The sequence below is a fragment of the Acinetobacter sp. 243_ASPC genome, from assembly GCF_001054715.1.
GTDB lineage: Bacteria > Pseudomonadota > Gammaproteobacteria > Pseudomonadales > Moraxellaceae > Acinetobacter > Acinetobacter soli.
Genome location: NZ_JVOR01000121.1, coordinates 24,767 through 38,348, shown reverse-complemented (window position 1 = coordinate 38,348; position 13,582 = coordinate 24,767). Strand labels below are relative to the sequence as shown.

General features: G+C 44.1%; 11 protein-coding genes. 4 read left to right on the top strand and 7 right to left on the bottom strand.

What is annotated here, in order from left to right; all coding sequences use genetic code 11:
• The first annotated feature begins 92 nt into the window (after positions 1–92).
• Positions 93–650: a peroxiredoxin gene (locus ADA42_RS16030; RefSeq protein ID WP_048766213.1), complete on the top strand. Its 558-nt coding sequence runs from the start codon at positions 93–95 to the stop codon at positions 648–650.
• A 46-nt stretch (positions 651–696) separates the two neighbouring features.
• Here ADA42_RS16030 and ADA42_RS16025 read toward each other — a convergent pair whose 3' ends face one another.
• On the bottom strand, positions 697–1,470 hold the full coding sequence (locus ADA42_RS16025; protein WP_048766211.1) for a BapA/Bap/LapF family prefix-like domain-containing protein: 774 nt from the start codon (positions 1,468–1,470) through the stop codon (positions 697–699).
• A 182-nt stretch (positions 1,471–1,652) separates the two neighbouring features.
• A complete protein-coding gene (gene ftn, locus ADA42_RS16020; protein ID WP_004935333.1) occupies positions 1,653–2,117 on the bottom strand; it encodes a heteropolymeric bacterioferritin subunit Ftn in 465 nt (154 codons plus the stop codon).
• A 348-nt stretch (positions 2,118–2,465) separates the two neighbouring features.
• On the opposite strand from ftn, the gene ADA42_RS16015 reads away from it, so the two are divergent.
• Entirely contained in the window at positions 2,466–3,521 is a 1,056-nt protein-coding gene (locus ADA42_RS16015; protein ID WP_025094545.1) for an SDR family oxidoreductase, read from the top strand.
• A gap of 144 nt (positions 3,522–3,665) precedes the next feature.
• Here the strand turns inward: ADA42_RS16015 and ligA are convergent, their stop codons facing one another.
• The 5 genes from ligA to ADA42_RS15990 form a co-directional block, all read right to left on the bottom strand.
• Complete coding sequence (ligA, locus tag ADA42_RS16010) at positions 3,666–5,696, bottom strand: NAD-dependent DNA ligase LigA (RefSeq protein ID WP_025094544.1); 2,031 nt, start codon at positions 5,694–5,696, stop codon at positions 3,666–3,668.
• Between the two features lie 79 nt (positions 5,697–5,775).
• Entirely contained in the window at positions 5,776–6,747 is a 972-nt protein-coding gene (locus ADA42_RS16005) for a cell division protein ZipA C-terminal FtsZ-binding domain-containing protein (RefSeq protein ID WP_025094543.1), read from the bottom strand.
• Position 6,748: 1 nt separating this feature from the next.
• Positions 6,749–10,198, bottom strand: coding sequence for a chromosome segregation protein SMC (smc, locus tag ADA42_RS16000; protein WP_048766209.1), 3,450 nt, complete (start codon positions 10,196–10,198; stop codon positions 6,749–6,751).
• Between the two features lie 95 nt (positions 10,199–10,293).
• Positions 10,294–11,001 (bottom strand): GntR family transcriptional regulator, encoded by a 708-nt coding sequence (locus ADA42_RS15995; RefSeq protein ID WP_004935317.1) that lies wholly within the window; start codon positions 10,999–11,001, stop codon positions 10,294–10,296.
• A gap of 211 nt (positions 11,002–11,212) precedes the next feature.
• Positions 11,213–12,013 (bottom strand): sulfite exporter TauE/SafE family protein, encoded by an 801-nt coding sequence (locus tag ADA42_RS15990; RefSeq protein ID WP_048766207.1) that lies wholly within the window; start codon positions 12,011–12,013, stop codon positions 11,213–11,215.
• 30 nt (positions 12,014–12,043) lie between these two features.
• Between ADA42_RS15990 and ADA42_RS15985 the strand changes: the two genes are divergently transcribed.
• Complete coding sequence (locus ADA42_RS15985; RefSeq protein ID WP_048766205.1) at positions 12,044–12,814, top strand: biotin--[acetyl-CoA-carboxylase] ligase; 771 nt, start codon at positions 12,044–12,046, stop codon at positions 12,812–12,814.
• Positions 12,811–13,548, top strand: coding sequence for a pantothenate kinase (locus ADA42_RS15980; protein ID WP_048766203.1), 738 nt, complete (start codon positions 12,811–12,813; stop codon positions 13,546–13,548). The genes ADA42_RS15985 and ADA42_RS15980 overlap by 4 nt, the downstream gene beginning before the upstream one ends.
• Positions 13,549–13,582: the final 34 nt, after the last annotated feature.

Here is a 13,582-nt window from a genome sequence, read left to right as displayed (position 1 = left end):
TGACTATGGCATAATCACATCAACACTACAGCAATCGATCTTCATCACTGCTAAAATACAGGCATTAAAAATAACAATTCTGGTTTATCATGATGAAAACTATCGCTTTATCAATCGCACTGGCACTGGCAGCTACAGTCACAACATCTACGATTGCCGCAAATCCTTTGAGTTCATCCAATCAAGCCGAGAAACAATGGGTCGGCCAGCCTGCCCCTGCATTTAGATTACAGGATCAAAATGGCAAATGGCACAGTTTGAATGACTACAAAGGTAAATGGGTGGTGTTGTATTTCTATCCAAAAGATAATTCTCCGGGCTGTACGCAAGAAGCCAATCAGTTTAAAGCGTTATACCCGCAATTTTTAAAGTCTAATGCTGTGGTGTTAGGCGTGAGCCTAGATGATGTCAAATCACATCAAAAATTTTCGGAAAAATTAGGGCTCAACTTTCCAATTTTAGCCGATAACAACCATGAACTTGCGAGCAAGTTTGGTATTGTACGTAATCTGGGCATTGTAAAAATTGCCAAACGTGAAAGTTTTCTGATCGATCCGAAAGGTACTATTGTGTATCACTACACCAGCGTAGATACCCAGACCCATGCCAATGATGTCTTTAATGATCTTAAACGCTTTCAGGCGAAATAACTGTGTTTTAAAGTCATGCGAGGTGGGTACAAAGCCCACCTTGTCTTTATACAATGATAGAGTTGCTACTGATTAGATCTGTATAAAGATCGGTTCTGCTGGTATAAATCTCTAATGATGCATTGCTGGCAGTCGATGTAACCGATGTTGTAGAAGAAGCACCGCTTTGATCTAAAATTTCACTGACCAGTGTAGCGACGTCATCACTGCTTGAATCTGTATTTGAAGTTGATGGCTCGCTCTGATCTTGTGCTGAATGGTCAGTTGCTGTTTCATCATCTGATTGAGTCGATGAAGATTTAGATACGACAACGACCGTATTTTCACTGCTATTAGTTGTGTTTGGTGCAGCCTCATTATTATTATTTTCTTCATGATCTTTATCTTTATGATCATGCGCCCAAAGCGCAATACCCCCTGCGGTTAAAGGAACGACTGCCCATGACCAAACTGGCTCCATCGCCATTCCACCGCCGTGATACATCAGTGCATCAGTAGATTCAACACGCTCAAATACCAACTGCGGCTGAGAATTGCCTTGTGCCTCAATAAACTGCACCCAAATGAGTTTCTGTGATTCATCTTGTAATACTAAGCTGTTCTGATTGGTTGAATGCTCGTTAAAAAACTGATCGATAATGATAATTTCACCATCTTTAAGCTTGATAATCATGCTTGTGCCGTCTTTGACGATTTCATCAATTTGATCCGAAGGTAAATTGGCAACAACTACAGAAGCTTGGTCAAGTTTTAATGAATTGTCTGAAAGCTCTTGCAAGACTTTATGATTTTCTTTACCAATCACACGGATTAAAGGCATTGATCTCCCCCCAATTAGAATTAAATGAATTCAAATAGTTAGATAATATAATTTGAGGTCTATTAAATACTGAAAAATAAAAAAAAGAAAGGGATCGTCGAATAGCGAGATATAGCAATTTAGTTTTGGTTTTTATGAAGAAAAATAAAATAAAAACTCAGCCGGAGCTGAGTTTAAGAGTCTTACATTTGAGACTGAATATAATTTTGAAGGCCCATCAGTTCAATTAAACGAAGCTGTTTTTCAAGCCAATAGGTATGGTCTTCTTCGGTATCCGACATTTGCGCACGAAGCATATCACGCGTCACATAATCAGCTTTTTCTTCACAGAGCTTCACGCCATCAGCAAGTTTCTGGCGAACATGATATTCCAAGGCCAAATCAGCTTTCAAACACGTAACGACATCTGTACCCACCTCAATGTCATCACGATGCATGTTTGGTGTTCCCTCTAGGAACAAAACACGACGAATGATGGCATCGGCATGCGAAGCTTCTTCTTGCATTTCGTGATCGATACGCTCGTAAATTTTACTCAAACCCCAGTCTTCATACATTCTGGAGTGAATCAGATATTGATCACGAGCAGCCAGTTCGCCACCGATCAACATGTTGAGATAGTCTATGACTTCTGGATTGCCACGCATTTCAATTCTCCCGTATTCTTTACTTATTATGCGCAAACCCCTGATGAATTGCAAAGCTTTTTACACCTTAACTCACTGATTTTTATAAAATTAAAATGATAAACATACGCATTTACAGTTCGAGTTATCCTATTTTGTTGATTGAAATGAGTGGTTTGCGATCATTTTCTAGCAAAAATTTAAATGGTAGACCTTGATCTAAGAGCGTTTATCTTTTTGTAACAAAACACAAAATAATCCATTTTATGCATCATTAAAAATTATTTTAAAATCAAAACTGCATTAAACAGCAAAGCCAGCTAATATGACTCAAGTACCTTCATTTCACTTGCCAAAACGATGATAAAAATGCAAAAAAATACCCCGATTCTTGTCACAGGTGCGACTGGATATGTCGCTGGTTGGATTATCGAGCGACTATTAGGTCAAGGCTTTACAGTTCATGCCACAGTAAGAGATCCATCCCAGACTCAAAAACTTCAACATCTCGTAGACATTGCAGAAAAATCTTCTGGGCAAATTCATTTTTTTAAAGCAGATCTTCTCGATCAAGGTGCTTTCGATACGGCGATGCAGGGCTGCGAAATCGTGATTCATACCGCATCGCCCTTTGTGATTACCAATTACAAGGATGCCGTAAAAGATATTATCGAGCCAGCAGTAAAAGGCACTGAAAATGTGCTTGAGTCGGTCAATCGTACAGCCTCGGTGAAACGCGTCGTGGTGACCTCAAGTATTGCCGCTACCTATGGTGATGCCATCGAAATTAAACAAACGCCACATAACGCATTTGATGAAAGCTGCTGGAATACAACCAGTAGCGAAACCCATCAGCCTTACTCTTATTCTAAAGTTGCTGCCGAACGTAAAGCATGGGAAATGGCTGAGCAACAAGATCGCTGGTCTTTGGTATGTATCAATCCGGCATTGGTGATGGGGCCTTCTCTGACCGCTTCTAGCCAGTCTGGAAGTATTGAGTTACTACAACAGTTTGCTAACGGTGTGACCTTGTTTGGTGTTCCGCCTATGTGGAACGGTATCGTCGATGTACGCGATGTAGCCGATGCACATGTGGCTGCTGCACTCAATGATGATGCACACGGACGATATATTGTTTCTGGCGGAAGTTTAAGCCTTTTGGAAATGGGTAAAGCACTGACGCAATGTTTTGGTTATCGCTTTCCATTTCCGCATTTTACTGTGCCTAAAAAAGCATTTTCGCTGATTGGGCCATTGCTTGGATACTCTCGTGAATTCATCAAACTGAATATGGGCTATCCAATATATTTTGATGCAACACGAAGTCAAAAAGAACTCGGAATTCGCTATCGCAACATAGAAGCAAGTGTCTGTGAACATTTTCAGCAATTACTTGATGATGGTGTCATTAAAAAACGAATCTAATTTTTCGAATAAGCAAAAAGTAGTCATACCTCGTTTTGGCAAAAAAGGCAGTCTTTGGACTGCCTTTTTTAATAATGCTTGTTTTAATGATGCTCGAATCAATCACCCAATATAGATTCAAGAGCCATAAGCGGTGAGATACCTTTAAGCGTTGTATTGCGCTAAAAATGCTAAAAACTCATCTTCATTCATCACTCGAACTTGCAGTTTTTCTGCTTTGTCGAGTTTACTACCCGCTTTCTCACCCGCCACAACACATTTGGTTTTACTCGATACACTTCCGCTCACACGCGCACCCAATGCCTGCAAGCGCTGTGTGGCTTCGTCACGACCCATGGTACTTAACGTCCCCGTAACCACCCAGCTTTCACCATTGAGTGGCTGACGTGTCGGAGCAATCGGTGCATCCCAATGGATTCCAGCTGCCAGTAGGCGTTCAATAACTTCGACATTGTGCTCTGCCAAAAAGAAATCGTAAATCCATTCTGCGGTAATATCACCGACATCTGGCGTTTTTTTCAGCATGTCGACATCGGCCTGTTTCAAGGCATCCAGTGTCTGGAAGGTATTGGCCAGCATTCGGGCCGTTGTTTCGCCCACACCTCGAATACCGAGTGCATAGATAAAACGCGCCAATGTGGTTTTTTTACTGGCTTCAATCGCATCAATCAAGTTTTGTACAGATTTCTCACCCATTTTTTCAATCGTGAGCAATTTTTCACGGTGCTCGTGTAAATGATAAATGTCTGCAACATCTTTAAGTAAATCAAGATGTAGCAATGACTCCACCCAACGATCTCCCAAGCCTTCAATGTCCATGGCTTTACGTGATACAAAATGACGAATGGCCTCGATACGCTGTGCGGCGCAGTACAAACCACCCGAACAACGCGCCAGTGCTTCACCTTCAGGCATCACCACAGGGGATGAACATACCGGGCATTGTGCTGGTAATTGTACTTCAACTGCATTTTCAGGACGAAATTCTGGCCAGACTTTCTCCACCTTTGGAATCACATCTCCACTACGATATACACTGACCCGATCGCCAATACGCACATCTAAACGGTGAATTTCACCGATATTATGCAGTGTCACGTTAGATACCGTCACGCCACCCACCAAAACAGGCGTCAGACGTGCCACTGGCGTCAGTGTTCCAGTACGCCCGACCTGCCAGTCAATATTTTCGACTGTGGTCATGGCAACTTCTGCAGGAAACTTATAGGCGGTGGCCCAGCGCGGCTCACGGCTTAAAAAGCCCAGTTGCTGCTGCTGTTTCAGATCATCGACTTTGATGACCATACCATCAATTTCAACTGCCAGTTGAGGCCGCTCTTGCTGTATTTGCTCGTAGCGCTGCTGGACTTCCTGAATCGATGAGCACAGAAATTGACGCTCCGCAATTTCGAAACCCAGCGCTGTTAACCATTGCAAGCTTTCATGCATACTGGCCAAGCCATGTGCAGGCTCACACTGTGCAATACCATAGGCATAAAATGCCAAGGGACGCGACGCTGCAATACTCGGATCAAGCTGTCGTAAACTTCCAGCTGCGGCATTACGCGGGTTTGCAAATGTTTTTTCACCCTTGGCCTCGTTGGCCGCATTTAAACGTTCAAAACCGAGCTTTGGCATCAAAACCTCACCACGCACTTCTAAGAAGCGCGGAACAGGCTGTGAGCTATGATGTAAATGTTTCGGTAAATTGCGAATGGTTTTCACGTTTTGGGTAATGTCTTCACCTGTTTCACCATCGCCACGTGTGACCCCACGCACAAGCTTTCCATCTTCATACCACAGTGAAATTGCCAGACCATCCAGCTTTAGCTCGACATCATACTGAATCTGTTGATTGGGCAAGCGCTCTTCAATCCGGCGTGCAAAAGCAAACAAATCTTCTTGATTAAATACATTCCCCAGCGACAGCATCGGAACTGTATGCGTTACGGTTAGAAATTTTGTTAATGCCTGCCCACCCACGCGATTGGTGGGTGTATCTGCCTGTACCAGATCAGGATGATCGGCCTCAAGTGCTTTAAGCTGATGAAACAACTGGTCATATTCGTTATCGGTAATGGTGGGTTGATCCATCACGTAATAAGCATGATTGTGTTTTGCGATTAATTGAATCAGCTGCCGCATCTGCGCAACAATATCAGCAGGTTGCATCATAAAATTTCACCATATAAAAGGGCGGAAACATCCGCCCTCAATTTTGTCGTATTGCTTATCAGTATAAAAGATTTTTAGCTTAAACTGATGTCTGTGATGAACGATAGTCAATCACATGGTGACGCCAGTGTTCTTTCAACTGTGGTGTCAGTTCATTGTTGTTTTCATCATACACTTTACCGTCAATTTCTCGGGCAACCAGACCTGCAATACTTGCCATCATGTCAAAGCCAGTGAGCGCATTGTTATGCGGCAGTGCCAAGAAAAAAGCCAAACCTTGTACTTGCTCGACCGATAATGCTTCAAGATCAAAACCTGCCGGACCGTTATCGGTCATGCGAAGTACAGAGAACATGAGCGGGCTTGGTTCATCGGTTTTTTCATAACGATGAAAGCAAGAGAGTTCGCCAAAACGTAAACCATATTTCAGTAATACTTTTAGCGTTTTATCGCCCGAAAGCGCACGGCGCGGATTTGGATAAACATTCAGTGCCAAAATTTGTTCCGCTGTAGCTAAAGCACTTTCGTCATCAAACTGTTGTTGCTGAGATAAATGCACATCAAGAAGGCTACTTTCGCCGTCAAATTCTGCAATTTCAACCGTTGCAACATCTGGATTAAGCTTAAGTTCAGCCTCCTTAGGCTCTGGCTGAGTTTCAGGTTTCACCGCAGATTCAGTCACTGGTGTTGTGGCGGTAGATTCTGTATTAAGCGGCTGGAGCACCACGACATCGGACTGTGTGGCAGCTGGAGCAGCAGACGCTGGTTCTGCTGGATTTGCTTCGGTCGCTACAGACGCAGATTTTGGATCATCTTGCTCATCTGGAATCGCCTGCAATGTAGGCTCTTTACGCTCGTTTTGTTCAGGCGCCTGAGCAGGAAGCTGATCTCGCACATGACGCGGAATGATCGGCTGATTACTTTGAGAGTCAATGTGTAATTCACTTTCGAGAGAAGGTTCAGCGGGTGTTGATCTTTTAAGCAGTAGTTTTAATCCAATAATCATGATGATCACGGCTACAACAATACCCACAATCGTGGTGACTTCCATACTATGACTCCGTAACTAACCCGTATTCTTTTGCTTCTTCCAAATTAACGGTAACTAATTTAGAGGTGCCCGGTTCTGGCATGGTGNCCCCCAGTAAATCAGTTGCCATTGTCATTGCAAGTTTATTATGTGTAATGTAAATGAATTGCACGTGCTCAGATAGTTCTTTTACCAAATTACAAAAGCGTTGTACATTGGCGTCATCTAGCGGTGCATCCACTTCGTCCAGCACACAAAAAGGCGCCGGATTTAATCGAAAAATTGCAAATACCAATGCCAAAGCGGTTAATGCTTTTTCACCGCCGGAAAGTAGCGCCAGCGAACTGTTACGCTTACCTGGTGGTCGTGCCATTAGTTTTACACCCGATTGCCAGTCATCTTCAAGACTTAATGCAGCCTCGCCACCATTAAATACCTTTGGAAACAGATCTTGTAGTTCATGATTGACCCGATCAAATGTGGTCATAAACAGTTTACGGGTTTCTAAATCAATGCTTTTCATGGCATCTTTGAGCTGATTGACCGTGTTTTCCAAATCTTGCATCTGATGATTCAATTCATCGAAACGCGTAGAAACCTCTTCATACTCTTGAGAGGCTGCCAAATTGACTGCACCGAGTTTTTCAAACTGCTTGAGGGTTTTATCGAGCCGTTGCTGATGCGACTCAAGATCAATTTTTAGGCCGGTACATATTTGTGCATTGAGCGCCTCAAGCTGTTCTTGATAGTGCGCCAAATCCGATTTTGTGGCCTGCCATGCCAAACGTTTTTGTTCCAGCGCAGCACGGATCTTCTCATCTTTTTGCTCAGTATCATGGCGCTGCTCAGTCAGTGTCTGCTGTTTTTCCTGAACATGATTCAGCTCTAGTTGCCATTCTTTCCACTGCTTTTGCAGGGCTTCAGTTTTTTGAAACTGCTCGAAAAACTCGGTTTCTAACGCGGGCAGCTCCAGTTGTACCGGATCGACAAATTTTTTCGCCTGCTCCATTTGTGCCACAATCTGCTGCATTTGCGTTTTTAAAAACGATAGATCTTTTTCAAGTAGCTCAATTTGCTGCTGGGTCTGTGCCAACTGACGACTGCATAACTCACGTGTTTGCTGATGCTGCTGTAATTGCTCAAATGCCTGCTCTTTTTGCTCGGTAAGCGTTTCCCACTCGAGTTGCTGAATTTTATATTGCGGCAAATGTGCATCTAATTTTAACTGTAGAGCGTGCAAGTCGATCTCCAGATCATCACGCTGCATGGCATCTTCTTCAAGCTGCTGCTCAAGTTGAGTTAGCTGTTGCTGTAGTTGCTGTTGTTGCAGGACATACGCTTGTGCGGAAGCATGTTGGCGTGCAATTTCAAGCTCAGTTTTTTGCACAAGCGGCCGTAGATCTTTGAGTTCACGCTGAATCTGCTGCATATTTTGCTGCTGCATCTCACATTGCTGCTCAAGCGTTTGCCACGCGTTGATCAGCGTTTCACGCTGAGCGATACATTGCGGTAATTCATGGGCTATTTCTTCGAGCCGAATACGGTGACTGAGCACGCCACTGCTCTGACTTTGATGGTCATAATCTAGACCAATTATCCAGTCTCTGGCCACATGATAACCATCGAGCGTCAATAAACTTTGCCCCACACTCAATGAGGATTGCAAAGCTAATGCAGCATCTAATGTGTCAATGATCCAGATATCATTCCAAAGTGAGAGCTGCGGTGCTTCAATCCAGTCTGCCAAAGCGACCAAGTTGGCAAATGATCTCTGCGGCGCCATAGTTACCGGACGAACCTGACGGGCAATTTCACTTTGAAAGGGTTGATGCTGATCTAAATAATGCGCGTCCATCCAGCGGTTATACAGTTTCTCGATCAAACTAGCGTATGAACGCCCCGCTTCTTTGAGTTGTAATACTTGTAAAAGTTGCGTGCTACCTACCTGAGATTTGTTACTTTGCTTGGTTACCAGTTGTTGCAGATTTTTCTGCTCTGTTTGCAACACCTTGATTTGTGTTTCAAGCGGATCAAGTTGGGCTTTTTGCTGCGCCTGTTGCGCGTGTAACTGTGTAAGTACAGCATTTAGCTCATCTCGTTTTTGCTCAAGCGCAAAAACCTCATGCTGCTGCTGTTCAAGTGCATGCTGTAATTCACGTTGTGCGTCATCTTGCACCTGTGATGAAATATGCGCAAGCTGCTGCTGTAAGGTCTGTTTTTGCTGCTGGGTACGATCAATCGATTTTCCCAGTTGCTCCATTTGAGCTGTCATTTGAGACTTTTGCTGTTGATACTTTTCAATCTGGGCTTTGAGTTGCTCAAATTGCGATTGAACCTGTACATGCTGTGTCTGTAAATCGGCATAACGCTGCTCAGCCTGTTGTGTATCGGCTTCAGCTTGATGCCAGTCAGTATTTTGCTGCTCTATCTGTTCATGTAAATGTTCAAGTTGAATATCACTCAGCTGGATACGCTCTTTGGTTTGCGCTTTTTGTTGCTCAAGTTGGCCAAGCGTTACGCTATTTTGCTGAAACAAACTCTGTTTTTGTTCGAGCACCATTTTAAGCTCAGCACATTTTTTTTCGGCAGATTGCCATTCGGTTTGCAAGGGTGTCGATTGTTGAATTAAGCGCTGAAACAAGGAACTGGTCGATTCAAGATCATGTTCGATGGTATTGAGTTCTGAGCGAATCAGTTTAAATTCTTCGCCTAATGCGTTCATCTGCACAGTATATTCTTGCTGTAGGTGCAGGCTTTGTTCAGATTGAAAAGATAAAATTTCAATTTTGAGCGTTTTGATCTCTTGTTCAAGCGTTTTATATTGAATAGCTGCTTCGGCTTGACGCTTAAGCGTTTTGAGCTGACTTTTTAACTCAAGTGCAATATCGTCCAGCCGTGCCAAGTTCTGCTCGGTATGTTCAAGATGTTGAAGCGTTTCACGGCGGCGTGCCTGATAACGTGAGACTCCTGCGGCTTCTTCAATAAATACACGCATTTCTTCGGGTTTGGCATCAATCAGGCGGTTGATCATGCCCTGCTCGATGACAGCATACGAACGTGGTCCAAGGCCTGTTCCCAAGAAAATATCGGTAATATCACGACGACGGCAGCGAGTACCATTTAAAAAGTATTCGGACTTTCCATCGCGATTCACCTGACGGCGTACTGCAAGCTCTGAGTAGGCATTATAGGTACCACCTAATTTTCCGTAGGTGTTTTCAAAACGTAATTCTACACTGGCCATTCCCACTGGTTTGCGTTTTGCAGTTCCGGTAAAAATCACATCCTGCATGCTGCCGCCACGCAATTGACGGGCATTGGATTCCCCCATCACCCAGCGAATGGCATCAATCACGTTGGATTTACCACAACCATTGGGCCCCACAACCGCTGTTCGGTTGGCTTTAAAGTGCAAAGTGGCACTATCAGCAAAAGATTTGAAGCCCGCAAGTTTTAAACTGCTTAAACGCATAGTGTCTCAATCAATCCAGAAATATGATGTCTATTATTTATACATGCCTCAATGCAGGCACACATCTCATCATCTGGTGTGGATACTTAAAACGATTAGCGCGTCGAAGAACGACGTGAACGGCGTGCCCATGCCAGTTCGATCTGTTTCATGCGCGTCAAGGAGTCCAACACCAAGTTACGCAAGTGTCGGCAAAAATCTTCCATAAATAAAGTGGCTTGATGTGATTTTCGGATTAAAATTGCATCAATCACCAGCTTAAACAGCGCAAAAGCCTCCTGTAACTCGCGTCGGGAGGTATTTAAGGTTAAAAAATAACTACGGCGCAACGAGGGCAACAGCTCTTTATAAAATTTCATTAAATAGGGATTTCCCACGATATCGTGCTGGGCAGCCAAATAGTCGAAAATGCCATCGTAAAATTTTTCGGTGTCACCTGCTTTAACTTGCTCTTCAAGCTGTACAAGCAAATGTTGTAATTGCTCTGCTTCATGTCCGCGCCAGCTTTCACTCAAGCGCTGCACAATGTGCCCCAGTACCAACACACTGCTGTCAAATAAAGCTTTGACTTGCTGTGAGGACATTTCGGACACGATCGCACCGCGACGCGGAAAGATATCAATCAGATGCGTACGCTCAAGCAGCAACAAAGCCTCACGCACTGAGCCACGACTCACGTCAAGCTCTTTAGCAATGCGAAGCTCCTGAATACGCTCACCTTCGACCAATTCCCCTACAATAATTTGCTCACCGATCCGTCGTGCAATGTGTTCTGAAAGACTGTCTACGTCATCAAGATTCATGGCTCACCTTTTTTCATTTTTTATTGGACGCACTTGTGCCAATCCTGCATGGTGTTTATTGTTTTTAACTGATTTGAATCTAATATTGCTATGTCTTTGTCTAACAATTTTATTGCATTTTAAGCCAATTGCCGTCTTTTACAGGATGACTGTGCATTTCTGTATGCGCTGCGCCATTTAAAAAAAGATCAATCAACTGGCTCAGGTTTAATTAAGATAAGCCTTGATAAATAAAGTAAATGCCTACCGTGGTCAATAAGCAAGCAAAACATTTTTTTAACATGGCAGGCGATAACTGATGCGCCACACGAGCCCCCAATTTGGCAGTGATAAAGCTCATGATACTGATGCCCGTAAACGCATAGAGATGAATATAGCCAATTGCATTCGGAACAGAAACGTGCTGTTGATAACCAAACCACATAAAGCCAAGTGCCCCCGCAATGGCAATCGGTAAGCCACAGGCAGCCGAAGTAGCAACTGCCTGCTGCATCACCACGCCATTCTTATTCAAATAAGGTACGGTCAGGCTACCACCGCCAATTCCGAAAATAGCGGAAGCCACACCGATGCCTCCCCCTGCCAGAATTTGCATGGCGCGCGACGGCAAAGATTGTGTCTGGTCAACTACAGTATGAGCGCCTTTAAACATTTTAAATGCTACCCAAATTGCAAAGCTGCCAATAATCAGTTGCAGATGCGGACCAGACAATAGATCGGCAATTCCCGCTCCAACCAATGATCCGATCACCAGCCCAGGCGCCATATTTTTAAATACATGCCAGAGTACCGCACCTTTTTTATGATGTGCCATCACAGAGCTGATCGAGGTCACAATAATGGTCGCCAGAGACGTACCCACCGCCATGTGCATGATCACGGTAGGATCATACTGAAGCTGATGAAACACCACGTATAAAATTGGAATAATAATTAACCCACCACCTACACCAAATAAGCCTGCGGCAAATCCAGCGATTGCACCAATAGCCAGATATATGATTAACTCCATAAATAATTTTCCACTTTTCTCAGATTCAACATGGATTTAGAGACACGTATACTCAGACAACGTCTTTTAGACGCACAGCAACTGCCAGAAATTCTTCTTCTCAAAGAAAGCACTACATCGACCAACGATGATGTGCGTGAGCTTGCGCAAAAAAATGTTGCAACTGCATTGGTATGCAGCCAGATTCAGACCCAAGGACGGGGCCAGCACCAGCGCGAATGGATTTCACCCAAAGGTAACATTTATTTAAGCACGCTGGTCAATACTCAAACAACGCTTGATGGCCGTCTGGCGCTTGAAATTGCATTAAATATCTTACAAATGCCAGCTTTAAGCGAGCTTAAATTACAGGTGAAGTGGCCGAATGATTTATATAGCCTACAAGGAAAATGGGGAGGTATTCTGGTCGAGCCGTTATCACCTCATCAGGCGATTGTTGGCGTAGGCATGAATCTGGTTACACCCATGCAGTTGCCGACTGATCAGGCAGTTACTTCGCTTAGCGATTTGGGGCTACTTCAGGCAGACCGGACGGAGCTGATTGCGCAGCTCTACCTTGCTATTCAAAATGCCAAGGACTGGTTTGATCATGGCTGCTATAACCTCGACCAGCGATTTAACCATTATGCTGCCTTTATGCACCAGGCCATCCGTTTTGAGCATCATCAGGGTCACATTACGGGTAGTTTTGAAGGTATTAACAGCGAAGGTGCGGTGATGGTGCGCGACCAAGACGGCCTGAAGCATTTTTATCAAGGTCGTATGCGTCTGATTCAGCATGAAGATGGATCGGCGCTATGAAACAGTTATGGCTCGATATCGGCAACACCCGATTAAAATACTGGATCACTCAAAACGGTGAGACGATTGAACATGCTGCCGAGCTGCATTTGCAATCACCTGCGGATTTACTGCTCGGCCTTATCCAGCACTTTAATCATCAGAAAATTCAGCGTGTCGGTGTCTCGTCGGTACTCGATGCAGAAAATAATGCCCGTATCCAGCAAATTCTCGCCCGATTAAATATTCCGATTGTCATGGCTCAAGTGCATGCCGAATACGCACAACTCAAATGTGGCTACGAGCAACCTGCCCAGCTTGGAATCGATCGTTGGTTACAAGTTCTGGCGGTTGCCCAGCCTGATCGAAATGTATGTGTGATTGGCTGCGGTACCGCCCTGACAATCGATTTGGTTCAAGGCCACCAGCATTTGGGTGGCTATATTCTGCCGAATTTATATTTGCAGCGTGATGCGCTGATTCAAAATACCAAAGGCATTAAAATTCCAGATTCTGCCTTTGATAATCTTGATCCGGGACACAACACTATAGATGCCGTACATCACGGGATTTTACTGGGATTGGTCAGTACAATTGAAGCCATTATGCAGCGTACACCGCAGCAATTGGTTTTAACGGGTGGCGATGCACCTTTATTTGCCAAGTTCTTGCAGCATTATTCCCCGCAAATCGAATCTGATCTTTTACTCAAAGGCTTACAGCATTATCTACAGCATCAGCCCGCTTGTACCTAAAGCATAAAAAAGGCGCCGTAGCGCCTTTTTTATG